The organism is Veillonella sp. CHU110, assembly GCF_003992255.1.
Taxonomy (GTDB): Bacteria; Bacillota; Negativicutes; order Veillonellales; family Veillonellaceae; genus F0422.
This window is the reverse complement of record NZ_RQVA01000001.1, coordinates 21,771-44,984: the sequence shown is the minus strand read 5'-3', so window position 1 is coordinate 44,984 and position 23,214 is coordinate 21,771. Positions and strand designations below refer to the sequence as shown.

The 23,214-nt window shown below is 38.1% G+C and carries 28 protein-coding genes; 27 read left to right on the top strand and 1 reads right to left on the bottom strand.

Annotated features, from left to right (window positions below; genetic code table 11):
* Position 1 precedes the first annotated feature (1 nt).
* The 5 genes from menE to EO122_RS00225 all read left to right on the top strand — a co-directional run bounded on the left by menE (position 2) and on the right by EO122_RS00225 (position 4,302).
* Positions 2 to 1,606, top strand: coding sequence for an o-succinylbenzoate--CoA ligase (gene menE, locus EO122_RS00245; protein ID WP_127008856.1), 1,605 nt, complete (start codon positions 2 to 4; stop codon positions 1,604 to 1,606).
* Between the two features lies 1 nt (position 1,607).
* Positions 1,608 to 2,033 (top strand): PaaI family thioesterase, encoded by a 426-nt coding sequence (locus tag EO122_RS00240; RefSeq protein WP_127008855.1) that lies wholly within the window; start codon positions 1,608 to 1,610, stop codon positions 2,031 to 2,033.
* Between the two features lie 124 nt (positions 2,034 to 2,157).
* Positions 2,158 to 2,988, top strand: a complete 831-nt coding sequence (gene trmD, locus EO122_RS00235; protein ID WP_127008854.1) for a tRNA (guanosine(37)-N1)-methyltransferase TrmD — start codon at positions 2,158 to 2,160, stop codon at positions 2,986 to 2,988.
* Positions 2,989 to 3,561 (top strand): RNA methyltransferase, encoded by a 573-nt coding sequence (locus tag EO122_RS00230; RefSeq protein ID WP_126937469.1) that lies wholly within the window; start codon positions 2,989 to 2,991, stop codon positions 3,559 to 3,561.
* Between the two features lie 9 nt (positions 3,562 to 3,570).
* Positions 3,571 to 4,302: a YebC/PmpR family DNA-binding transcriptional regulator gene (locus EO122_RS00225; protein ID WP_127008853.1), complete on the top strand. Its 732-nt coding sequence runs from the start codon at positions 3,571 to 3,573 to the stop codon at positions 4,300 to 4,302.
* Between the two features lie 56 nt (positions 4,303 to 4,358).
* Here EO122_RS00225 and EO122_RS00220 read toward each other — a convergent pair whose 3' ends face one another.
* On the bottom strand, positions 4,359 to 6,392 hold the full coding sequence (locus EO122_RS00220; protein WP_127008852.1) for a nitrilase-related carbon-nitrogen hydrolase: 2,034 nt from the start codon (positions 6,390 to 6,392) through the stop codon (positions 4,359 to 4,361).
* A gap of 214 nt (positions 6,393 to 6,606) precedes the next feature.
* On the opposite strand from EO122_RS00220, the gene EO122_RS08175 reads away from it, so the two are divergent.
* From EO122_RS08175 to pfkA, 22 genes are all read left to right on the top strand, one after another.
* Positions 6,607 to 6,765 (top strand): hypothetical protein, encoded by a 159-nt coding sequence (locus tag EO122_RS08175; RefSeq protein ID WP_164725916.1) that lies wholly within the window; start codon positions 6,607 to 6,609, stop codon positions 6,763 to 6,765.
* A 5-nt stretch (positions 6,766 to 6,770) separates the two neighbouring features.
* On the top strand, positions 6,771 to 7,022 hold the full coding sequence (locus EO122_RS00215; protein WP_127008851.1) for a helix-turn-helix domain-containing protein: 252 nt from the start codon (positions 6,771 to 6,773) through the stop codon (positions 7,020 to 7,022).
* Between the two features lie 94 nt (positions 7,023 to 7,116).
* Positions 7,117 to 7,602 carry a hypothetical protein gene (locus tag EO122_RS00210; RefSeq protein WP_127008850.1) on the top strand — a complete coding sequence of 162 codons (486 nt, stop codon included), beginning with the start codon at positions 7,117 to 7,119 and terminating at the stop codon, positions 7,600 to 7,602.
* A 144-nt stretch (positions 7,603 to 7,746) separates the two neighbouring features.
* The gene (locus EO122_RS00205; RefSeq protein WP_127008849.1) at positions 7,747 to 9,636 is read left to right on the top strand and encodes an acyltransferase family protein; all 1,890 of its coding nucleotides are present in this window, start codon (positions 7,747 to 7,749) and stop codon (positions 9,634 to 9,636) included.
* Positions 9,637 to 9,756: 120 nt separating this feature from the next.
* On the top strand, positions 9,757 to 10,677 hold the full coding sequence (locus EO122_RS00200) for a DUF805 domain-containing protein (RefSeq protein WP_127008848.1): 921 nt from the start codon (positions 9,757 to 9,759) through the stop codon (positions 10,675 to 10,677).
* A gap of 171 nt (positions 10,678 to 10,848) precedes the next feature.
* Positions 10,849 to 11,703, top strand: coding sequence for a serine hydrolase (locus EO122_RS00195; protein WP_164725915.1), 855 nt, complete (start codon positions 10,849 to 10,851; stop codon positions 11,701 to 11,703).
* 83 nt (positions 11,704 to 11,786) lie between these two features.
* Positions 11,787 to 12,596 (top strand): zinc ribbon domain-containing protein, encoded by an 810-nt coding sequence (locus tag EO122_RS00190; RefSeq protein ID WP_126937478.1) that lies wholly within the window; start codon positions 11,787 to 11,789, stop codon positions 12,594 to 12,596.
* Between the two features lie 33 nt (positions 12,597 to 12,629).
* The gene (locus EO122_RS00185; RefSeq protein WP_127008846.1) at positions 12,630 to 13,463 is read left to right on the top strand and encodes a hypothetical protein; all 834 of its coding nucleotides are present in this window, start codon (positions 12,630 to 12,632) and stop codon (positions 13,461 to 13,463) included.
* 242 nt (positions 13,464 to 13,705) lie between these two features.
* Complete coding sequence (locus EO122_RS00180) at positions 13,706 to 14,719, top strand: GspE/PulE family protein (protein WP_127008845.1); 1,014 nt, start codon at positions 13,706 to 13,708, stop codon at positions 14,717 to 14,719.
* A gap of 11 nt (positions 14,720 to 14,730) precedes the next feature.
* Positions 14,731 to 15,711, top strand: coding sequence for an ATPase, T2SS/T4P/T4SS family (locus EO122_RS00175; protein ID WP_127008947.1), 981 nt, complete (start codon positions 14,731 to 14,733; stop codon positions 15,709 to 15,711).
* Positions 15,712 to 15,723: 12 nt separating this feature from the next.
* Positions 15,724 to 16,899 carry a type II secretion system F family protein gene (locus tag EO122_RS00170; protein ID WP_127008844.1) on the top strand — a complete coding sequence of 392 codons (1,176 nt, stop codon included), beginning with the start codon at positions 15,724 to 15,726 and terminating at the stop codon, positions 16,897 to 16,899.
* Positions 16,900 to 16,907: 8 nt separating this feature from the next.
* On the top strand, positions 16,908 to 17,285 hold the full coding sequence (locus EO122_RS00165) for a competence type IV pilus major pilin ComGC (RefSeq protein WP_127008843.1): 378 nt from the start codon (positions 16,908 to 16,910) through the stop codon (positions 17,283 to 17,285).
* Positions 17,286 to 17,307: 22 nt separating this feature from the next.
* Positions 17,308 to 17,922 carry a prepilin peptidase gene (locus tag EO122_RS00160; protein ID WP_127008842.1) on the top strand — a complete coding sequence of 205 codons (615 nt, stop codon included), beginning with the start codon at positions 17,308 to 17,310 and terminating at the stop codon, positions 17,920 to 17,922.
* Positions 17,919 to 18,386, top strand: a complete 468-nt coding sequence (locus EO122_RS00155; RefSeq protein WP_127008841.1) for a hypothetical protein — start codon at positions 17,919 to 17,921, stop codon at positions 18,384 to 18,386. The genes EO122_RS00160 and EO122_RS00155 overlap by 4 nt, the downstream gene beginning before the upstream one ends.
* Before the next feature lie 122 nt (positions 18,387 to 18,508).
* Complete coding sequence (locus tag EO122_RS00150; protein ID WP_127008840.1) at positions 18,509 to 18,733, top strand: hypothetical protein; 225 nt, start codon at positions 18,509 to 18,511, stop codon at positions 18,731 to 18,733.
* A gap of 226 nt (positions 18,734 to 18,959) precedes the next feature.
* Positions 18,960 to 19,340 (top strand): hypothetical protein, encoded by a 381-nt coding sequence (locus EO122_RS00145; protein WP_164725914.1) that lies wholly within the window; start codon positions 18,960 to 18,962, stop codon positions 19,338 to 19,340.
* The gene (locus EO122_RS00140; protein WP_127008838.1) at positions 19,297 to 19,758 is read left to right on the top strand and encodes a hypothetical protein; all 462 of its coding nucleotides are present in this window, start codon (positions 19,297 to 19,299) and stop codon (positions 19,756 to 19,758) included. The genes EO122_RS00145 and EO122_RS00140 overlap by 44 nt, the downstream gene beginning before the upstream one ends.
* A 9-nt stretch (positions 19,759 to 19,767) precedes the next feature.
* Positions 19,768 to 20,595, top strand: a complete 828-nt coding sequence (locus EO122_RS00135) for a hypothetical protein (RefSeq protein ID WP_127008837.1) — start codon at positions 19,768 to 19,770, stop codon at positions 20,593 to 20,595.
* Between the two features lie 85 nt (positions 20,596 to 20,680).
* Entirely contained in the window at positions 20,681 to 21,127 is a 447-nt protein-coding gene (locus EO122_RS00130) for a hypothetical protein (protein ID WP_164725913.1), read from the top strand.
* 79 nt (positions 21,128 to 21,206) lie between these two features.
* A complete protein-coding gene (locus tag EO122_RS00125) occupies positions 21,207 to 21,545 on the top strand; it encodes a hypothetical protein (protein ID WP_164725912.1) in 339 nt (112 codons plus the stop codon).
* Positions 21,546 to 21,629: 84 nt separating this feature from the next.
* Positions 21,630 to 22,193: a shikimate kinase gene (locus EO122_RS00120; protein WP_126937491.1), complete on the top strand. Its 564-nt coding sequence runs from the start codon at positions 21,630 to 21,632 to the stop codon at positions 22,191 to 22,193.
* Between the two features lies 1 nt (position 22,194).
* On the top strand, positions 22,195 to 23,154 hold the full coding sequence (gene pfkA / locus EO122_RS00115; protein WP_127008834.1) for a 6-phosphofructokinase: 960 nt from the start codon (positions 22,195 to 22,197) through the stop codon (positions 23,152 to 23,154).
* Positions 23,155 to 23,214: the final 60 nt, after the last annotated feature.

Sequence of the window (23,214 nt, the reverse complement as noted above, 5' to 3'; positions counted from 1 at the left end):
TATGAAGTGGTTATATGAACGAGCACATACACATAGAGATACGCTTTTTTTAAATGCACTTACCTATGGAGATGTGTTGGATTTAACAATAGCTACAGCAAAACGACTCGCTCCTCATCTTCGAGGAGAGAGTCGTATTGCTTTATGGGCGGAAAACTCTGTATCCATGGCGATACATCTATTTGCGTTATCTGCACTAGGTATAGAAACAGTATTGCTAAATACGAATCTGACCGAACGTGAAGTATCTGAGCAAATGACAAGTACAGGCGTAAGGATCTTATTGATGTCAGAAAAAATGGCACAGGTATTGCGAACGCAAAAGGGAACCTATGACATAGAGATTATAGATGTTTCTACTTATGAGTATAGCCATAGTCAAGTAGACCGACAGTATTTGTGCTTTTCTACATGCATAGATACTGATTTCAAGGCTATTTCTCCTATGCACATTGAGGGAGATGTTAGGAACGAAACTAGTAATGGTGTAAAATATGCATCTATCAAAATAGATGATGAAAAAAATCCTAGCATGGACTCTTTTATAAATAGATGTGATCATCTGGGTGATATTGAAGATTCTACAGATTGTGAGAGCAATCTAAACTGGAATCCATGTGATGAAACAGTATTTTGCATTATCAATACTAGTGCTACGACTGGCAAATTCAAATCGGTACCTGTGCGGTGGTCACAGATTGAGGCTCATGTGAAAGCCTCTGCGAATGTGCTTGGCGTGGAGGAAGAGGACAATTGGCTTGTAGTACTCCCTATGTTCCATGTCAGTGGCTTATCTATTATTTTGCGTACCTTGTATAATGGCACAAGAGCGACAATTCGTGAAAAGTTCTCGGAACAAGTTGTACTAGATGCATTAAAAACGGAAGCAGTCACCATAGTATCGTTGGTACCTACGGTATTACAACGTATAGTAGAACGAATACAAGCACCAACTTTACGGGCTATCTTATTAGGGGGCGAGTTCATTCCCATGCCACTGTTACAAGAATGTGTACAACGAGGCTTGCCAGTGTTTAAGACGTACGGCATGTCGGAAACGTTTGCACAAAGTACGACATTTAATGTTCAGAAGTATCCTCATAAATTAGCCTCTGTGGGATATCCTTTAGAGGGTGTTACCATTGAAATTCGAAATCCTGATGAAGAAGGGGTAGGGGAAGTGTGGATTTCATCACCGATGTTGATGAAAGGATACCTTAATAAAGAACCTATTAAAGGAGCTTTTAACACAGATGACATTGGCTACGTAGATGAAGATGGATTTTTATATCTTTTGAACCGCAGAAAGGACATTATCATTTCTGGTGGTGAGAATATTTACCCTAAGGAAATCGAGGATGTCCTATACGGAATGGAAGGTATTTTGGAATGTGCTGTCATCCCTGTATCAGATCCTAAGTGGGGACAAGTGCCTGTTCTTTGTGTGGTGACGACTCACACAGAAAAAGATATACTAAACTATTTATTGAGTCGTTTAGCGAAGTATAAAGTACCGAAGCGAATTGTATATTATGATACATTGCCCAAAAATAGCCTGGGAAAAATATTGCGACAAGAGTTGATTTACAAAGTAGAAAGGGCATAGTATGAAGGAGACCTCTTTATTAGAACAATTACAGATAGAGACATTCCATTGCGCTGGACAAGCCTTTCAAAGTACTATGAGACTTTCATCATTTCATGCACAACCCTTTGGATTCGTCAATGGAGGTGTGTATTTGGCTTATGGAGAAGCATTAGCAGGGATGGGATCAAATGCTATATTGGCACAAGAAACTATGCCCTCTAGTGAATGTGGTACAGGTTCAGAATCGACCAAACAGCGTATAGCGGTAGGTCAATCGATAGCGGCTAATCATGTGAAACCGAAACGATGCGAAGGATATGTGGTAGCACGTGGGCAATTGTTACACAAAGGTGGTCGAAACCATGTGTGGACGATCAATATCTTTGATGAAGAAGATCAATTATTGTCTCATATGACGGTCACTAATAGTATTATAAATATATAGATATAGCGTTCAGCAATCATAGATAGTATTGATATATGTACAAGACAAGATTTAAGTAGACCAGTAACATAGTTGTTTGTATGACAATTATTTGTAGGGTATATAGAAAGGAGGTGCATAGCCTATGAAAATAGATATTATATCTTTGTTCCCAGAGTTTTTTGATGCCTTTTTTACACATTCCATCATCAAACGTGCCTTACAGGCGAATCGATTGGATATGAAAGTGACAAATCCAAGGGAGTTTTCTCATAGCAAGCATGGGCAAGTGGACGATACTCCTTATGGCGGTGGCGCTGGTATGCTTATGAAAGCACCTCCTCTCTTTGAAGCTGTGGAGCATGTATTGCAGATGTCCATAGAAGAACATCGTAGTACAAAAGCAAATCACAAACGACATGTTGTGTTTATGGGTCCTACAGGGACGACTTTTACCCAAGAAAAAGCAAGAGAATTAGCTACCTATGATCAGCTTGTTATTGTGTGCGGACATTACGAAGGGGTAGATTTCCGCGTGGAGGAACACTTAGTGGATGAAAGTATATCCATTGGTGACTATGTGTTAACTGGCGGTGAATTACCAGCTATGGTGGTAGCTGATGCAGTGGCTCGTATGATTCCTGGTGTTTTAGGAGCTACCTCAGGAGCGATAGAAGATTCCTTTTATCATCCCGTACTAGAATGCCCTCAATATACGAAACCACAAGAATATAGAGGTATGGTAGTGCCAGATGTATTACTTAGTGGTCATCATAAGAATATTGAGCTGTGGCGACTGGAAGAATCGTTGAAACGAACAGCAGTACTGCGAGAGGATTTATTACATCGTGAGTTAACAACAGAAGAAGCTAAGGCTTTGCAACGATTGTTAGATAGGGGTATATCTGAGGATGAAAAACGAGTAGTAGAGAAAGTCTTAAGAAGATCTACTTTCACAATAGAAAAGAGGAAATAAATGGCAAATTTATATATTGGGTTAGTCCATTATCCCATCATGAATAAGCATGGTGAAGTGATTACAACGGCTATCACGAATTATGATATTCATGATATTGCCCGAGCTGCCACGACATATGATGTAGAACGATATTTTATTATTCACAATGTGCCGAGCCAACGAGAATTAGCAGAGACGGTGATGAGTCATTGGAAGACAGGGTTTGGTAGCACTTATAATCCTGATCGAAAGGATGCTTTTAAACATGTGGAGCTAGTTAATTCCATTCGACAAGCTATCGATATGGTGACGGAGCTAGAAGGACAGGCTCCGATTGTGTGTACCACTGATGCAAGGACCTACGATAATACCATCACCTATGCATCGCTTCGTAAATCACTTGAAAGTGAGAGCCGTCCTGTGGTAGTATTATTTGGAACGGGGTATGGTATGACGAAGGAAACGATGGAAGATTTCGATTATATCTTAGAACCTATCTATGGACATGGTGAGTACAATCACCTTTCAGTTCGTAGTGCCGTATCAATTATATTAGACCGCTTGCGAGGCGAAGCGTGGTGGAATAAATAGGAGGACATTATGTCAGGACATTCTAAATGGTCAAATATTAAACATAGAAAAGGTAAAAATGATGCGTTAAAAGCAAAAATTACCACAAAAATTAGCCGTGAAATCACAGTCGCTGTCAAAGCTGGTGGTACAGATCCAACCGGCAATATGCGTTTGAAATTGGCATTACAAAAAGCTCGTGAAAATAATATTCCGAAAGATAATATCCAACGTGCCATCGATAAAGGTGCTGGTGCGGGTGATGCGAATAACTACGAAGAAATTACTTATGAAGGATACGGACCAGGCGGCGCAGCCATTCTTGTAGAAGTGATGACAGATAACCGTAACCGTGCCGCAGCTGACGTACGTCATGCGTTCTCCAAACGTGGTGGCAACCTAGGTGAAAGTGGCTCCGTTAATTGGATGTTCAAACGCAAAGGTGTATTTGTCATTCCGCAAGAAGGCAATGATGAAGAAACATTGACATTATTGGCTCTTGACGCTGGCGCAGAAGACATTAAAGTAGAAGATGATGTATTTGTTATCTACACATTGCCAGACGATTACGATGCGGTAGAAGCTGCCTTAGCAGATGCATCTATCGCTACAGATATGGCGCAAATCACAATGGTTCCAGATTCTAATATGGAATTGACAGGTGATGATGCAGTGAATATGCAGCGTGTACTAGATATGTTGGAAGATCTAGACGACGTACAAGATGTGTACCATAATGCCATCATGGATGTAGAAGAATAAAAGCAAAGACAACTATAAAAAGCACTCTCGTTATGAGAGTGCTTTTTTGCTTGTCATTATGCTAATAGTTTATGTTTTAGTTCCTTATATTGTCGTGAGAAGTAGACTTTCATTTGGCTTTCACATAGATCATTTCCATAACCTCGTTCGCTTACAAGTAAGATAGGGGGAGCTTGAATTCGTTTGGCTACAGATAGGCCATTATAGGATTTCCACCAATGTTCTAAATCTGCAATGAAAGAGCTTGTATTGGGAAAATAGTGGTGAATTGATTTTGGTAAATCTAGCATTACATCTAGTCTATCCGATGCATAAGCGTGCAAAATTTCCTCCGGTGTTAGTCGAGTACGATTGGAAGAGATGTCGTTTCTATCTACAGGAATACCTTCCACAAAGGAACGGAACAATCTATCATGGTATTCGTATTGCAGGGGGTCTCCCATGCCTTGTGTAATGTCTTGTGCAGAAGAGAGTTCTGCACTTGGTACGACCTCGATAGAACCTTGGGGAATTACTTCTCGTTTGAAAATTTCTTCGTTCATATATTGTGCTAACGCATATACGTCTTGTTTCCACAAATCTCCTGTAGCAGCTAGGAAACCAGCCAAGTCACCATACATTGTTGCATAGCCAATGGTAAACTCTGTTTTATTTCCATTGCATGTAAAAGCTCCATTCACAGCAGAAGCAATGCCAGCTAAGATACGAGAAGAACGATCACGGGCTTGGATATTTTCTTTACCTAAGGTACTAAGAGTTAGAGTGGAGCCGTTGGTAACTATTGTATGATGTGGTTCATCTAAAGAGTAAGTGCTAGCATCGCTAAGTAAATCAAATGGTATACTCTCTAATTGTTGTATGGTTGCAGTAACACTATCTTCGATAGGAGTGACACCATAATGACAACCAATATTCTTTGCCAATTGATAGGCTAAATCTTTTGTCATATCTGAGTTGTAACGACTAGGCATATTGACTAAGTAGAGGTGGTCAGGAGGAATGACTGTGCTATATAACGCTGCATTGACAGCAGAGTCAATACCACCGGAAGCACCAATGACAATACGTTGAATCCCAGTTTGTTTTAAAAATTGACGAATACCGTAGTGTAGTGCTTTGTATAGAGTAGGAATGTAATGGCTTTGAGAAAAATGATGCCCCTCAGATGCTGTTTCTAACGGAACAGTAGTTGATTTCTTTGCGTCTTCAGCTGGACTCCATAGTGTATCTTTTAATAACACAGGGCGCACAGTGTCTTCAAAGGCTGGTGTATCTTCAACAATAGATCCTTGTACATCATATAAGGTAGAACATCCATCAAAGAGACAAATATTCTTTCCATTATTTTGGATACCCACAGCGTTTACATAGGCAATAGGTGTATGGTATTCAGCAGCTTGTTGACTAAACAGCTGATGCCGTTGCTCTTGTTTTTGCATGCTAAAAGGAGAAGCGGAACAGTTCACAATTAGGTTTATAGGAATGCCTTGCTCTTTGCTAGCACTCATTATAGTAGCAGTAGGGCAATGATTGTAATGGGTATCCCAACTATCTTCACAGATCGTAGGTGCAATTGTGAAAGTACCGTGACGAGTAGGGATGATGACAGGTTGATTAACAACAGTAAGCGGAATACGCTTTTCTTCAGATACTGTTGTGGCACTAGTAAAATATCGTGGTTCGTTAAAGTAGCGATAAGATGGTAATAATGTTTTAATCGTAAATGGGTATGGTTGAGATTTGTTATGTAATAATTTCCCCTGAGAAGCTACATATAGTGCATTATATTTGCGGAGACTTCCATCTTGATTTTGTAACTGATGATCTATAGCTACATTACCAAATACAATGGAGAGGTTAGAATCTTTTGTTGCTTTTACAAGTTCCTCACCATAGTAGAGACAATCTTTCACAAAAGAAATTTGATCCCATAGGTCTCCTACAAGATAGCCACTGATACATAATTCGGGAAAGATCAGAATATCGGTATTGACTGCTTTAGCATAAGCGATAGCCTGTAGCATCGTTTGATAGTTAATTTGTGGTTGCCCCGGTTGTACTTGGATTTGACCAAAAGCAATACGAATCATAAGAACTCCTTTTATAGTATTGTTAATAATCATAGTCTGAATGCTGTCATTATTATAGCATTCTTTTACAGTATTTGCTGTTAAGATGGGGAATGTTTGTAGAAAGTAGAAAAAGGTGTTGACCATAGTTGATATTGTTTCTTATAATTTAAGTATATGTATACTGCTTTTATAGTATACGAGTTATTGTTATATATGAGAGAGAGGGGATATAATGAAACGATATATGGTAAAATTTCACTATCCTAATAGCACAACCGTACATACAGCGTATGAAAGTGCCAGCTCAAGAAGCGAGGCAGCCAATAAAGTGAAAGCTCGTGAGGTCGGTTGTGGTCGCATTGTAAAAATTATTGCCACGATAGAGCGGTAGGGTCTATGCGAAAAGAGGGTAAAAAAGGAAAAGTACAGCGTATATTGATTATGCATCGACGACTATTACAAGGTGAAACACTGAATAAGCATGAGTTATCAGAGGAGTTTTGTATTAATGAACGATCTGTTCAGAGAGACATTGATGAATTACGAAATTATTTACATGAAGAGAATATAGAGTGTGGATATGATTTATGTATTCATTATGATACAAAGCGAAATGGATATGTATTGATTCATATTGACCCTATGTAATCGAATGTGAATGAAGATGATTCTTTACGAGTGATTGCGGTTATAGTGTTTATATCTAAAAAGGATATAAATCTATGTAAGAAAGGATAAAACTATGTTAAAAAAATTAGTTCTTGCAGGCGTATTAGCAATGGGAATGATAGTAACAGGACAGGCAAAAGTAGCACCTACGACGTACTTGGGCAATGGAACGCCGGTGTATTTCGATTATAATACGAACTTCCCACAAATGTATTCACGTATGGGAGGCGCACAGTATATGGATAGAACTTCTGCTGTCATAGTAGAACAAACTTCTACTAAGATGATTATAGCAGTAAATACTTTTTATGTAAGTGGTGCTGATACAAGTAACCCTAGCATGTATGGTTATACAACTAGAAAGTTCTTATATGATCTTTATAATAAGCGCTTATATGTATTAGAGGATGATGGCAATACAAGACGCATAAATCCATCAGATGCAGCAGCAGCTACAAGAGGAAGTATAGAACCAGCAGAAGCGGCCTATTATATTTTGACCGGTGAAAAGTTCTTTGGTCGTAGCCCATTCCTTCAAGAATTTTATGATCGTTTGTAAGATGAACGGTAGAGTTTAAATATTTTCATACTCCATTATAAAATCACTCTACGCATGATCTCTTCTCTATGCTATAATGTAGATTATATATCAACGAAAGTAGTTTTATAGTCTTGTCGCCATGCGAGGAAAGGGAGAAATGTCATGTCACCAGAGTTAGAAGAACCTCATCAAGGAGCCATTTCAGGTGTAAAAAAACGTAATAACGGGGCAAAATCAGAGAAATTTGTGAGGGGGATTGATGGTCTTAAAGGAATTGCCATTTTAGGTGTTACATTGTATCACTTATTTCCTACAGTAGGTAGTGGTGGATTTTTAGGGGTATCTCTTTTCTTCCTTTTATCGGGGTATCTATTGGCTTTCACAACGAATCTACAGTGGAAACAACATACCTATAGTGTTGGTCGATATTTTGTGCGGAGAGCACAGCGATTATTTATCCCGTTAATTTTAATGGTGACAGTTGTACTTGGACTCTGCTATGCTATAGTTCCTGAGACATTAGCAGGGATTCGATCTGAAATTATATCTATCTTTTTAGGGTATAATAACTGGTGGCAAATCGCTCAAAATGCAGATTACTTTACTCGACTTGTCAATACATCTCCTTTTACTCATATGTGGTTTATGGGAGTGGAATTGCAATATATTATGGTCTGGCCGTTTCTATTTTGGACGTACCGAATATTGACGAAACAATGGGGTTATAAATTAGGCCTTGTTTGGATTGGCTTATTGACGGTCGGTACCTCTATGATAATGCCTCTTACCTATAGTGAAGGGATGGATGTTTCTCGATTCTACTATGGTACAGATACACGAGTATTTGCCTTATTACTAGGGGCAGTATTAGGATTACATCGTAGTGAGAAAAAGAAATATCGAAAATCTACGGCGCAAGGGAATGTGATGGGGGCTATTTGGTTGACCTTAGCGACGATAGCAACAGGTATTGGTTATTTCTATTTAGATGGACAAAGCCCTCTTACCTATACGTTGTGGATGACGGCATATACAGTTCTATTTGCTTTCATGGTGTGGCTTGTTGAAAGACCAAGTACTCCGTTAGGGACATTAGTAGATGTACCTATCTTGAAATGGTTAGGAAAACATAGTTATGGATTGTTTTTGTGGCAGTATCCAATTATCTATTTATTTGAACAGAATGGAATTATAGACTATTTTGAGTCATCTATAGGATATTATATTGTGTTAGTACTTACTATCATTTTAGTATCCGTATGGAGTGAGGCTGTTACAGGCTGGTGTCTTCGTCAGACAACATTGCGTGATTATATCGCTATATTACGATCTTATTTCATAAAAGTTGTTTCCGTAGTAGCGGCTCTTTGTGTACTACTAGGTATCTATGCATTGGCCACAGTACCTTCAGAGAAGCAACAAGATGTGAATGATTTACAATTACGATTGACTAGAAATGCTGCATCACAAGCGGCAGAAAATGCTAAGGAAGTTGATTTGACATCTGTAGATGATCCTAAAGGCATGATTCACATGGCAGCTATTGGTGACTCTGTTATGCTTGGTTCTTCTCACGCGATGCGAAAAGATTTTGCAGGGATACAAATTGATGCAAAAGTATCTCGCTATGTAGGGGCCGGATTGGACGTAGCAAAGCAATTTGATGCACAAAATCTACTAGGTGATGTAGTATTAGTTGGTCTTGGTACCAACGGTCCAATCACGGGATACTATGAAGATAAAACTAAGGCATTTGTAGACTACCTTGGTTCAGAACGTCAAATCTTCTGGGTTAATAACTATGCACCTGGAGTTCAATGGATTGATGAAAATAATGAATACCTGAAGCAATTAGCGGAGGAACATCCTAATATTCATATCATTGATTGGGCTAGTATGGCAGCTAAGCATCGAGATTGGTTGGGTGATGATGGTATTCATCCAAATGATACTGGTGTAAAAGAATATTCTAAGTTCATTCATGATGAGATGAAAAAAGAATTGCTAAAAATCGAAGCAGATTCTAAATCTAAAAAACACAAAAAACGATAACTATATTTACAAATTATAAATTTATGCACTATGTTTACATAGTGCATATTTTATATGCATTAGAAATATGGTATGCTATAGATAAGTGTTATAATACGTCATTACAATAAGGAGAAAACTATGTTTTGTATGAATTGCGGCGCAAAACAATCTGACAATAGTGTATTTTGTGGCTCCTGTGGAACAAGATTAAATGGGCCAGAAAGTGTGGAAACTGAAAAACAAGCACATCAAGAACAGATGGAGCAAAGTAATAGTATCCATCAGATGACTCAAGAGATGAAGAACCAAGTAGATGCTGTAGATAAGCAAGAAGTGTTCGACTTTGTGTTTGGCGGCGGTAGAGGTGTACAAGATGTTGCGTCTGTGTGGAAACAAGGTGTGGATTTACTAAAAGAATATCTTCAGTTAGGATTTACGGCAGCTACGTCTAGATTATTTGATGTTGGGAACCGATCAAGTCGAACAGAGTTCTTCAGAACTATGATAGGACTTTCACTCTTATATTTTATTGTGATTAGTGTTTGCGGTTTACTATTGTATGCTGAAATAGCACTCACTATTAAAGGTATAAAAATTCGCGATTTTACTGATTTACTTTTTGGCTTTGCATCATTAGGCAAAGCGATTGAACCTGGTGTTTTAGCCTATCTGTCTTTATTCTTGAGCATTGTCATTGGTATTGCTCATCTAACGAATTTAGTACGCCGTGCGCATGATATTAATAAAAATGGTATTTGGGTATTATGGCCTTTAGTACTATTAGTAATTCCTAAGTTAAATAATTGGGTGGGCTTTTTTACATTTGTATTAATGACTTGGAGAATTTTTGTATTATCTACTACAAAAGATGATGAAGAATTCAATCAATTTGGGCGCTATGTACCATATACAAGCGCACATGAAGAACCAGAAGTTTCTATGGAGCTAGGATTGGTATATACAGTACAAAGTATCATAAACTCTTTAATGATAACTATGGGATTAGTAGTATTGGTTCAGTGGGTGCTCATTTGGATTGAATTGTACTCAAAATTTTAATATCCGTAAAAGATATACTAGTTGTATCAGTATCGTAGTATAAACGAAGGAGAAACCATGAAAAAGAAGAGCTGCAAATTAGTAATGGGACTTCTTTTTTCCATATCGTTGACATGCCTTTCTGTGGGATGTGGAGTAGCATCAACTAGTCAGACATCTCAAGAGAATACTATGTCCACAAGTGAAATAGCTTCTTCTGATCAGAATGATGTTCACACATATGGAGATGCTGTAGAGGACAAGCAGAAGGCTAGACAAAAGTTATCACAGATTAGTGACTCAATACAATTGGCTCCGTATGAATCCGTATATATCGGTTATCATGGTGAGTCGGTGGTAAAGCAATCTAAGCCTATGCGTGCAGCAAGTATGATTAAAGTGTATATTTTAGGCTACTTGTTTGAAGAGGTAGAGGCTGGACGTATTTCCTTAGATGAGACAATTTTATTACAACGTTCAGATCAAGTTGGTGGCGCTGGAATATTATCTGGGTATTCTGTAGGAACGGCGTTGACTATAGATGAACTAGCGAAGTTGATGATTACAATTAGTGATAATACAGCTACGAATATATTGATTCACCGATTGGGAATAGAAAACATCAATACATATATTGTTAAGCATAGATATGCAGATACAAAATTACAGCGAAACATGATGGACCTGACTGCTATAGAAGAAGGACGAGAAAACTATACATCTGCTAAAGATTTAGGAACTTGGTTTATGAATCTGTTAGATGGAAAAAACATGTCAGGTGCATCTAGGGAAAAGATGTTGACCTATTTATTAGGTCAAACGGATACAGAAACATTTAATGAAGCCCTACCTAATCGATCGATTGCTCATAAAACAGGTGAATTAGGAGGCGTATATCATGATGGTGGGATTATCTTTCAAAATCATGATGGAAATAAAGAAAATGCCTATGTGCTAATTACGTTAAGTGATCCCTATCAACTTAGAGGAGCGGAAATATATCATTTTAGAAACATAGCAGCTTATGTTGATGACAGTATATTTTAGGTATTTAAATAACTAGTATGTATAATACTCTTGTGGTTTTATAGTTTTTTTGTAGTATTTTTAGTAAATAATAAGGGGGACCTATGAAAGTCTGCACTAATTGCCAAACATCAAATGAAGAGGGTTCAAAGTTCTGTAATTCTTGTGGAAGTACATTTAATGACATTTGTAGTAAATGTGGTGAAAGCATTGAAGGGATGACTAAGTTCTGCCGCCATTGCGGAACGCCAATTGGAGGACAGGCAGGGGCTCCAGTTGGTGTGCAACCAGTATCTGCACAACCGAATCAGCAGCAACATATGGGGCAGCAACAGGTTGCCTATTCCAATGGAAATCAAGGGAAAGATGATTTTTATAAAACTTTAAAGTGGATTGTAATTGCCTTTGCTGTTGTTATTTTAGGCATTGTAGGATGGTATTTTACATCTAATGATAGTAAACCAGTAGTTACTAAAGCGCCAGAAGTAACAACTGAAGATACAAAGGCAAAAGAAGCCGAAAAAGAAAAAGCTAAAGCGGCAGAAGCACAAAAATTGCAAGCTCAGATGACTAAAGAAGCACAACAAGCTGCTGTTAATCGATTAATGGAATTTGAATCCGTTTTAAAATCCATGGCGGACGATATCAATGGTGGTTCGATTACATCGGGTATGGCAACACAATCTTTCCGATCTAGCAAAGTACAACAAGTGACTATTGATAGTGAAACTATGAATAGACTTGATCCAACGAGCCGTTCTGCAATCCAAGATATGAATAATCTTCAAAAAGAACGCATGAATGCCATGTTTGATGGTTTACGTGGTTACCAATATCGCTATGCTGAGGGTGGTAAAATGTATGACTTGTTCTACTCTAAACTAGATGAATTTAAATCTGCTCGTGGACTATAATAAGGAGACATGACTAAATAAGGGGACATGAGTATGAAGCTTATAAAAGCGATGAGTACAATGGCTTTGGGAGCCTGTTTATTATTGGTATCAGGATGTTTTACCGCAGAGATTGGAACAACAATACGTCAAGATGGATCTGTGCACCAACATGTTGAAATGGGAATGGATCCATCAGTAGCGGCATTGGTAGGAGACAAAGGAAATCCATTTGATGAACAACAAGAGGATTTTGTTAAACATGGATTCACAATCACCAAAACGGATACAGGGTTTAGTGCTGAAAAAGACTACCCCAATATCCAATCTCTAGTTGCGACGGGCAATAAATTATACAATCCTAGTGAAGAGGGAAAAGGCGTTAAGTATCGAAAGGGGTTCTTCTATGATACCTATAATTTCGATTTAACACTACCTAAAGATGCTACTAAACAACATGATGTTCAATCTGATGCAATGACAAAACGATTTATGGAAACGGCTCAAAGTCATTATACATTGAACTTACCGGAACCTCCGCTTCGTACAAATGCTACAGACCTTTCTAACCAAAATACAACGTTACGATGGAACCTAATAGATAATTTTGTGGAAGGGAAAGAGGTTCCTATCCAAGCTGATTTCCTCATTCACCATGATAAAAATATAAAATTAGTTCAATACTTAGGAGCTATACTCTTTATTGGTGCTTTAGGATTGGTAGGTATAGGTATCTACCGTAGACATATTGATGGCAAAAAGTTTCTGTTGGTTGGGGGCATTGCCTGTATTGTACTGACCATTACAGGGGCTATGCTATACCATAATTATATACATCCACCTACATTGACAGAGGCAGATCGCATTGTGCTTACTGATACAAAATAAGTGGATACTAATCTATAATTACAACTACATAGTGCTGTATTAGCAGTCATAAGATTAATTCTTATGGCTGCTTTTTTCTTTGAATTATATTTTGAAGATTGTCATGATGTTAGAAAATGTTTTTTATATCATGTACTACTAGTCAATGCTGATTGTCAGGAAATATTGACTGTTAAGAGTATTTGCAAGGGTATTTTTTACATAAGAAGAATTGTAACTATACGAGTAAAGGAGGTGAAGGAATGTACCATGTGGAAATTGAACTAGATCATTTCTTTCAAAGGGCCTATGAAAGTGGAGCTAGTGACATGCATTTTGATACATTAGAAACAACTGTACAAGTTAGATTTCGTATTGATGGCAGATTGCAACACATTGATACTATTCCCATGCCAGAAGGGGAGCAAGTCATTAATCGCTTGAAATTATTAAGTTCTTTAGATATTAGCGAGAAACGCTTGCCACAAGATGGGCGGTATGTATGGAATCAAGATTGTAAATCTGGGACAATACGGATGTCATCGCTACCTGGTGTATATGGTGAAAGTTTAGTATGTAGGCTATTTTGGCATGATGAACAGATCCGTTCTCTAGAGGAACTAGGTATGCCTGATGCAGTTAGACAGGAAGTGTACCAATTATTAGCAAGACCACATGGTCTATTATTAGTCTGTGGCCCAACAGGATCTGGTAAAAGTTCTACTTTGTATGCTCTTTTACAAGAATTAAATGGAGATGAAGAGCAAATTATTACTCTAGAACACCCAGTTGAAAGGATTGTACCGAAAGCAGTACAAATAGGAGTCAATCCAGGAATAGGAATGACGTTTAGCAAAGGGCTTAAATCTATTTTAAGACATGATCCCGATACGATTGTAGTAGGAGAAATTCGAGATCGTGAAACCGCAGAATTAGCTGTACAAGCTGCATTGACAGGTCATCGTGTGCTATCTACGATTCATACCAATAGGGCTACTGGTGTGATAGAACGATTAGTGGATATGGGGGTAGAAGAATACATCATCCGAGCCACTCTGATAGGAGCGATTTCTCAACGTTTAGTTCGAATGTATCATGATGGAACATATCGAGGGAGATGTGGGTTATTTGAACTCTTGTCTATCCCTAAGGACAATCATGAATGGGACCATATAGAGGACCATGTAGTATGTACCTTAGAAGAAGCTGCATCTCAAGCAGTCACTGCAGGGGTTACAACCACGGAAGAAGTGCGTCGAGTGGGGGTATTATTGTGAAATGGAAAGTAATGATAGAACATGCAATTCAATTAGGCGCTACAGATATCCATATACAACAGGGTTCTATTTATTGGAGATTAGGTATGGATGTATGTGCTACAGACTATATGGTGACAGAGGAAGATATTGATGAGTTTATCTGTGAACAAACGGAGGAACCTATAGATACTATGATGTCTTATGATGGGTCAATGACCTTTGAGGGGTATCGGATTCGTGTTCACCTATTTCGATGGAGATGTGGTTGGGGAGGTACTTTGCGAATTTTATATCCACCAACTGCTGGGTTAGATACATCAGAAGAAGGTAATTTATTGCGTAAGATTACATCTTTTAAAGAAGGCTTGGTGATTATTGCGGGAGCTACTGGCTCTGGTAAATCCTATACGCTGACATCTTGTTTAATGCATATTAATGAGACTATGCACCGACATATTATCACCTTAGAGGATCCTATTGAATATGTCTTAGAACACAAGCAGTCCCTTATCCATCAGCGTGAATTACATAGTCACTTTCATCATATGGCGGATGGTATACGGGATGCACTGCGAGAAGATCCAGATGTGATTTTAATTGGAGAAGTACGTGATAAGGAAACTTTAGAAGCTGCGCTGCATGCGGCTGAAACAGGTCATCTTGTTTTTGCTACTTTGCATACACAGCGTGCAACTATGTCGATAAACCGTATGATATCAATGTTTCCTGCTCATCAACAAGAGGAAGTGCGAACACAACTTTCACAGATATTACGAGCCGTTATATGTCAACGCCTAGTTATTATAGAGGAAAGGTTTATTCCCATTCGAGATATTTTAATTAATACACCAGCTGTAGCGAATTTGATTCGACAAAGGAAAGAGCCACAGATTGTATCATTACAAGAAACACAACGACCTATGAAAACGTTGGAAATGGCAGTAGCAGAACTTAGAAACACTTATGGATCGTTGCCCATGTTGGATGCAGTGCTGCAAGTAAATGGATAACTAGGGGGATGTATGAGCTGGTATAGCTACGAAGGATTTACCACAGACGCACAAATTGTGTCAGGAAAAGTATGGGGAGATTCAGAGGAAGAAGTATTACTCACGTTAGAGTATCAACGAATCAAACCGATTCGAATTGACCATATATCTGATAATAAACAGCAAAGATGTTGGAAACATAAGCATATGATTCAATTTTCCTACCGATTGCACATGTTATTAGGAGCTGGTATATCCTTGAAAAAGGCATTAGACATGCTTGTGGACACTACGCAAACAGGAATTCCCTATCAAGATATTCGAGAAGATGTGAAAAGAGGTATGCCGTTATCTAAGAGCATTGCTAAGTATGGGTGTCCGTCTATTGCAGTCATTATACTGGAAGCGGGAGAATCATCAGGTGCTATTGTAGAAGCCTTGGAGATGATTCACTGTATGTATGAAGAAGAATATCGATTACGGCAGCAAGTCATTTCGGCTATTACGTATCCTTCATTTTTACTGATCTTAATGTTGGTTTTTATTGGTGTATCGATAGGATTTATTTTACCTCAATTTGAGTCAGTATTTATGACTATGCACATTGAGTTGCCACCATTTACGGCTATGCTATTTTCAGGGGGGAGATGGCTTCAGCATAATAGCTTATTATTGGTAGGCTGCTGTACAGTATTGGTGCTACTCGTCTGGTATATATATCATTTAGATAGTATAAAAACTAAGGTGCATCGATATGTGTGGAGGTGGATACAAAAGAAAGAATGGGCTATTGCTTTCACATTAGTACGAATGAGCCAACTTTGGAAGCTATTAATTGCCAGTGGTATTCCTATTCTACAAATGCTAATGATGACAGAATCACTTTGGGGCAATCTATGGGCAACTACATTACAGAAGCAAGTGAAAGATACAATATGCCAGGGTCATGGGTTTACAGAGTCATTACGCACCGTAGAATTAGGAACTCCACTAGTGTGGGATTTGCTACGGATTGGTGAAGAAACTGGGGATATTGAAAGTATGCTAGAACAGATTCATACGTATTATCAAGGAATCGTGAATCGTACAATGAAACGAGGAGAACAATTGCTAGAACCTATTATGCTCAGTATTATGGGCGTCATTATCGCTTTACTCGTGGTAGCAGTGATGTTACCTATGTTTAATTCAATTTCAGGGATTCAATAGGAGGACATATGGAAAGAATTCGTCAACGACTACTAAACAAGAAACAACGTTCACAAGGTGGTTTTACATTAGTTGAGCTAATGGTGGTAGTGGCCATTATTGCAATCTTGGCATCGTTAGCAATGCCACAATTTTTAAATGCTTCCAATAAAGCAAAGGAAGCAAAAATTAAATCAGATGTTACAACCATCTCGAATGCAGCACAGTTGTATATGATGGAACAATCTACAGATGCTGTTCCAACAGTGGACACATTATATAAGGAAGGGTACTTAACAGAACATGTGAAAACGCCAAAAGGTGGAGAGTATACCGTAACAAGTGTTCAAAATGAAGGTGGTAAAGGAAAGCATATTGCTGTTACTGCACCGGATAGTGAAAATTAATTGATAGAAGGAAGAGGGAATCATGGAATATGTTATTGGAGGTGTAGCTGAACTTGTAGGGATTTTTAGCCTCTATCTCATTGTTTCTTGGAGCTATATAAAAGAACATATTGGATGGTTTTGCATGTTCATTATTCCTCATACAATAGGAACCTTAGCACTAGTATATGCCTTTGAACTCGGATGGATTTCTAATCTAACTCAATTGGTATTACTTCATATGTTGGAAATAACGCTCTTTTGGGGATCTACCATCGATAAGCTGTATTATATTCTCCCTGATGAGGGAGCGATACTTATCTGTATATGTGGATTTGTCTACCAATGGATAGGATATGGAGAGATGAGTTTAGTCATAGTGAGAGCACTTTGTATGGGTGGATTATGGTGGTGTTTACGATGGATAAGCCGTGGTGGTGTTGGCTGGGGTGACATAAAATGGCTTATGGCGATTAGTTGCTGGTTATCTTCTTTGGATTGTCTTATCTTATGCGGACTATCGTCAATCATCGGTATCATTTATAGCTGTATAGTACGGTGCACAACTTCAACACATATCTATATTCCCTTTGGTCCTTCTTTTAGTGTCGCTACTATGATCCTTGTTATATATCCTAGTATGAGGTGGATACCGTGAAAGATAGGGTTAACTCTTGTAAAGGTGCCATGTTAGTAGAAATGCTCATTTATTTACTGATAGTATCTATTGTTATCGGCATGGTTGGATTACTTAATACGAGTGATCGAAAAGAATATACCGAGTTTGATCGAGAGGGACGGCTATTATTTGCTCACATGAAGCGGATACAGTTAGCAACATTGTATGGAGATTTACAGCATGGTGTAGGAGCTAATCGTATTCTTTTAGAACCACATGCATATCGGTATATGAATGATACAAAAGGGTTAGTAGCTCATACACTGCCAGATTCTATGCATTTAGAATTTACCGGACGTAGACCAGCAATTACTTTTGAGATGGCACGAGGAATTGGCAAAATTTATACAGTGACATTAGTAGATGACAAGATTCGATATAAACGAACTTATATTTTTGCACAACAATCGGGTCGTATACGATGGGAGGAATCAAGGTTTTGAAAGCAACATCTAGTTCTGGTTTTTTGTATATGGATGTACTCGTATCATTATTTGTGATGAGTGTATTTTGTTGTGTCCTAGGTATGCTGATGATACATAGCATTCAAGAATATAGCCATATAATGGAAGAAGATAGAACATTGCAAGCTATGACGTTATATATGGAGGAGGGAAAAGCAGCTTGGGTTAACAATAGTTCTATAGAAGAAAGCCCACCGCCCGTAGGAACGTATACCTTTCAAAGAACAATAGAGGAAGGAAGCAATGGACTCTATATACTCTCGGTGGTAGCATATCGACACGAAAAAGAAGCACATCGGTTTACTACGTACTTGCTAGGAAAGTAATCTTATAGATAGGTGCTACACTATGAAATTTGCAAGTATACATAGGAAAATAAAAACAAATTCAGATGCAGGGTATATATTGGTAGAAGGTCTCATCGCTAGCGTTTTACTTGTCATTATTATCACTTGCTTTTTAGTACTAATAAGTCATGGAATTAAGTCTCTACATATGCTGCATCATCGTCATGAATTACTATTAGATGCTAGATTTAGTAGGATACAAGTTATGAACCGCATTCGTTATAGTCCTGTAGTTCCTACATTACATAATCATGGGCTAGAAGTGCGATCACCCTATCATTGGAGATTGGGATTATATAAATATTCTTTAGTGACGATTCTATCGAATGGTCAAAAACAAGATATTACAGAAAGTGAAATTAGCCCTGAGGTAGCCAGTATATGGGTATATCCGCTGGATAATGTAGTCTTTCAACAAGAAAAAAGCGGAGTGATTACGATGCAGTGGTATTCTCAAATACAGCCCTATTGGGAGCGATTGCATGTACATTTTATAGAAGGTGGAAACCATAGGTATATTGTTACAACTGGAGTATTACCATATGCAACCTATTTGGAAAAACTATATAAAAAAGATGATGCATAATCATAAAGAAGGATTTATATCTTACATGATTATCTTAATAGGGATGGCAACAATCAGTATATGGGCCGCTTGGCAGAGTATGGTAAGCATTACATATCAAAGCATGATTGATGAATACAGGTTTGTACAATGCCAATATGGTATTGAAAGAGGCATGCTGTTAGCAACGAGAAAAGAGTATTTTCTAGCTCATCAAAAGGAAATAACAGGAAGTGGATCGCCAAAATTAGTCGTAGAAGATAAGGAAGATGAACGAATTACTGTTATCTATTATAAAAAGAACAATACGCAGTATAGAATTCGACTAGTTTGTGAACATATGCTAACAGGAATACATATACAAAAGGATATTTATGCGCAAACAATATATAGAGAGGGAATATTGCAAGAGATTCAAATTAAAGAAGTAGTAGAATGAGGGGGCATTATGAAGCAAAAACGCGTTATGGCAATTGCAGTAGGTATAGATGAAATTGTAGGTGTAGTAGCCTATAAAGTAGATGGGCAGACTGTGATAGAAAATGTAATTACGCAACATAGAAGGGGAACCATTGAACAAGATACGGAAGATTTCTTTGATTTATATGGAGAAGAGGACGCCTGGATAGGATGTGTATATGAAGGACCTCTGCGTGCTATTTGTATGGAAACACCACAAATGGAGGTCGGTGATCAATATAGCTTTGCAAAACGTGAAGGATTTCGTGCATTTGATAGTGAAAACGCACCTGTGGCAATAGATTATGCATCTAGGTCTTCAAAGAATGGCATGCTTTTGTTGATAGTGGCATTAAATAACAAAGATGGGAGAGGGATGGCAAAAGCTATTCAAAGAGGGCATGGGCATATTAAAGTGATTACATATTGGCCTGAACCGTTGGCACATAGCAGAGGTAGAGAAGAATCTATGCTGTTTATCTATCCTGAGACAGATGGAGTTCGAGTATCTTTATGGAGTGATACGTTTTGTATAGCTAACGAACTAGTAACAGAGGAAGTTTCAGATATTCTTCAGGCTTGTGATAAGCTTATCAAACAAGGAGAGACCTGGCGCATTCCTTATCCAAAAGGTGTTGCTATCACTGGGTTTAAAGGAGATGTGGAAGCTATGTATGAAGATATATTTACAAGGTATGGTGCCTTAGAGCAAGAGGCAGTACATTTGGTAGGCAAAGGAACAGATTATAATTCAGAATCAATGACTCATGAGATGGCTATGGGATTAGCAAAACGGATATTATTATATGTGGAATGAAAAGACAATTAACTTTATTGATCCAGATATTCAATGTATATGTTGGTATATAGAATATAAAAGAATAGTATGGATAGTTTTGACTATGATTGTCATGTGTTTAGTACTATCTATCGTATATTGTGGAAAGCAATATATTGTATATCACGAAATGTTACAAGAGTATGAAACAGTTCAGTCGCATCATATCGATGCAACAGAAGCACATCAAGTATATGATGCCTATCGAAAAGGTGATAATGAATATACGCAAGGAACAATGAAAGAACTAATCCATATATTAGATGCAGCAAATGTACATCATATACAATTAGTAGAATGGTCTACTATGGATCAATGGTATTTAGAAGCACGAGGTGCTAATAAAGAAGACTTACATCAATTTAGCGCATCCTTGTCTAGGCTAGGAGGGCCACTCCATTATGAAGAAATGGTGGAAAAGGAACCCACGTCTTCAATGTATCGTATTAAGATTACAGGTACTATGGAACGGGATACAAATACGAAAAAAACTTCTACTCACAATACCTAGCCTATACTTTTTGATAGTAGGTGTAGCATTTGGTGTGGGTAGCTATTATGAAAGAGAGTGTACACGTATTAGCGAGGCAATGACAGAAGAACAGCAATTGCAAGCGGGGGAAACGTCTTTTTTAGAAAGTGAAGGGTATCAATACATAAAACAGTTAGATGAGGAGATACTAGATGTGGAAGGATTGGATCATATACTATTGAGCACTATAGGAAATTCACCTATTACTGTAGTTAGTACACATAAGGAAGATACCTATATAGATGCAGTAATACAAGGGTCCACCATTGATATGATTCAGTGGATGGTTGGAGTAGAAAAAATACATCCTACTATCCAATTTAAAATAGAAAAAATTACTCATGTACAAGGTGTAACAAAACTACAATGTAAGATACGTGAAAATCATAAAAAATAGGTCTCTATGTTTGTCAAACTATAGTCGAGTATAGTAAAATAAAGTAAAAATTACTATTACATGGAAGAAGAGATATAGTATAGGATGAAAACGACTATTAGGAGAAATATTATCCTCATTGGATCAATGGGGAGTGGAAAAAGTCACTTAGGTCGAAATTTAGCAGATGCTAAAGGCTGGCAATTTGTTGATACAGATCGGATTTTAGAAAAACGATATAATATGCCTATTGCTGACATATTTAAAACAATAGGTGAAAAAGCGTTTCGACGTGCAGAGTTTGAAGTGATTAAGAAGGTTGCTATGTATCATGAAGCGGTGATTTCTGTAGGTGGAAACTTTCCTCTTGACATGAGAACGTTACGATATATGCAAAAATATTCTTTCATTGTCGGTATTAGGGCCTCTCATTTTAGGATTGTAAATCGAGTCAATCGATGGATAGGCAAACGACCGACGATGAATTATGATGATGTGTCTGGATATGTAGCATGGATGATGCGGAGGTGGAAGCCCCTTTATCGTAAGTGTGATCATGTGCTAGATACAACACATAGTCATACAGATGAGTTAGTGACTAGTATTGATGCATCAGTTCGTTCGAAAGGTATATATTTTAAACGGCGAAAAGTACACCAAGGTGAATAATATGAAACGTATAGGTATCTTAACGAGTGGTGGTGACGCACCAGGAATGAATGCAGTGATTCGTTCTGTAACAAGAAGTGCAATTTATGAGGGCCTCGATGTAGTAGGAATACAGCGAGGCTTTTCGGGCGTTTTAGAAGAAGACTTTGTTCCTTTGACTAGACGAAGTGTAGGCAATATTGTGAACAAGGGAGGAACGATTTTAAAATCTTCTCGTTGCCTCGACTTTAAAGAGGTAGAACATCAAAAGCGAGGATATGAAAATTTAGCCAAACATGGCATCGACGCTCTGGTAGTAATCGGAGGGGACGGATCCATGTGTGGTGCTAGAGTATTATCCAAATTAGGCTTACCAACGGTTACGATTCCCGGCACCATTGATAAAGATATGAATGGTACGGACTATACAATTGGATTTGATACAGCACTGAATACGATTATTGATGGGGTTAGTAAGATTCGAGATACATCTACTGCCCATGATCGAGTGGCCATTGTAGAAGTTATGGGACGTCATGCAGGACATATTGCAGTCTATGCTGGTGTTGCTTGTGGTGCAGAGGTTGTCCTCACACCAGAGGTACCCATGACTTTAGAGGAAGTAAAACAGTCTCTTGAGGCAACGACAAAAAATGGGAAGCGAAATAGCATTATCATTGTGGCTGAAGGCGCTTATAGCGCTTATGAAGTAGCACAGTATATTAAGACCCATACAGAGTATGCACCATCAGTTACCGTATTAGGATATTTGCAACGGGGAGGAGCTCCATCAGCCTATGATGCCTTGATGGCTGCTCGTTTAGGTGAGTCCGCAGTACGTGCTTTGCTAGAGGGGAAATATCATCATTTAATAGGTGTACAATGTCACTCCATTCATACTGTTTCTTATGATGCAGCAGAAGTTTCAGAATATCCATTAGATACATCTTTGTATCGATTAATACGTATATTAGGTCAATAAACTTCATAGTTAGTTTATGTGTGTAGTGTATAAGAAAAGAAAATCGATATGGTTTTCTTT

Coding starts and splice junctions, on each gene's coding strand:
- menE (WP_127008856.1), top strand. CDS start 2: ATGAAGTGGTTATATGAACGAGCACATACACATAGAGATACGCTTTTT.
- EO122_RS00240 (WP_127008855.1), top strand. CDS start 1,608: ATGAAGGAGACCTCTTTATTAGAACAATTACAGATAGAGACATTCCAT.
- trmD (WP_127008854.1), top strand. CDS start 2,158: ATGAAAATAGATATTATATCTTTGTTCCCAGAGTTTTTTGATGCCTTT.
- EO122_RS00230 (WP_126937469.1), top strand. CDS start 2,989: ATGGCAAATTTATATATTGGGTTAGTCCATTATCCCATCATGAATAAG.
- EO122_RS00225 (WP_127008853.1), top strand. CDS start 3,571: ATGTCAGGACATTCTAAATGGTCAAATATTAAACATAGAAAAGGTAAA.
- EO122_RS00220 (WP_127008852.1), bottom strand. CDS start 6,392: ATGATTCGTATTGCTTTTGGTCAAATCCAAGTACAACCGGGGCAACCA.
- EO122_RS08175 (WP_164725916.1), top strand. CDS start 6,607: ATGAAACGATATATGGTAAAATTTCACTATCCTAATAGCACAACCGTA.
- EO122_RS00215 (WP_127008851.1), top strand. CDS start 6,771: ATGCGAAAAGAGGGTAAAAAAGGAAAAGTACAGCGTATATTGATTATG.
- EO122_RS00210 (WP_127008850.1), top strand. CDS start 7,117: ATGTTAAAAAAATTAGTTCTTGCAGGCGTATTAGCAATGGGAATGATA.
- EO122_RS00205 (WP_127008849.1), top strand. CDS start 7,747: ATGTCACCAGAGTTAGAAGAACCTCATCAAGGAGCCATTTCAGGTGTA.
- EO122_RS00200 (WP_127008848.1), top strand. CDS start 9,757: ATGTTTTGTATGAATTGCGGCGCAAAACAATCTGACAATAGTGTATTT.
- EO122_RS00195 (WP_164725915.1), top strand. CDS start 10,849: ATGTCCACAAGTGAAATAGCTTCTTCTGATCAGAATGATGTTCACACA.
- EO122_RS00190 (WP_126937478.1), top strand. CDS start 11,787: ATGAAAGTCTGCACTAATTGCCAAACATCAAATGAAGAGGGTTCAAAG.
- EO122_RS00185 (WP_127008846.1), top strand. CDS start 12,630: ATGAAGCTTATAAAAGCGATGAGTACAATGGCTTTGGGAGCCTGTTTA.
- EO122_RS00180 (WP_127008845.1), top strand. CDS start 13,706: ATGTACCATGTGGAAATTGAACTAGATCATTTCTTTCAAAGGGCCTAT.
- EO122_RS00175 (WP_127008947.1), top strand. CDS start 14,731: ATGATAGAACATGCAATTCAATTAGGCGCTACAGATATCCATATACAA.
- EO122_RS00170 (WP_127008844.1), top strand. CDS start 15,724: ATGAGCTGGTATAGCTACGAAGGATTTACCACAGACGCACAAATTGTG.
- EO122_RS00165 (WP_127008843.1), top strand. CDS start 16,908: ATGGAAAGAATTCGTCAACGACTACTAAACAAGAAACAACGTTCACAA.
- EO122_RS00160 (WP_127008842.1), top strand. CDS start 17,308: ATGGAATATGTTATTGGAGGTGTAGCTGAACTTGTAGGGATTTTTAGC.
- EO122_RS00150 (WP_127008840.1), top strand. CDS start 18,509: ATGGAAGAAGATAGAACATTGCAAGCTATGACGTTATATATGGAGGAG.
- EO122_RS00145 (WP_164725914.1), top strand. CDS start 18,960: ATGAACCGCATTCGTTATAGTCCTGTAGTTCCTACATTACATAATCAT.
- EO122_RS00140 (WP_127008838.1), top strand. CDS start 19,297: ATGCAACCTATTTGGAAAAACTATATAAAAAAGATGATGCATAATCAT.
- EO122_RS00135 (WP_127008837.1), top strand. CDS start 19,768: ATGAAGCAAAAACGCGTTATGGCAATTGCAGTAGGTATAGATGAAATT.
- EO122_RS00130 (WP_164725913.1), top strand. CDS start 20,681: ATGATTGTCATGTGTTTAGTACTATCTATCGTATATTGTGGAAAGCAA.
- EO122_RS00125 (WP_164725912.1), top strand. CDS start 21,207: ATGACAGAAGAACAGCAATTGCAAGCGGGGGAAACGTCTTTTTTAGAA.
- EO122_RS00120 (WP_126937491.1), top strand. CDS start 21,630: ATGAAAACGACTATTAGGAGAAATATTATCCTCATTGGATCAATGGGG.
- pfkA (WP_127008834.1), top strand. CDS start 22,195: ATGAAACGTATAGGTATCTTAACGAGTGGTGGTGACGCACCAGGAATG.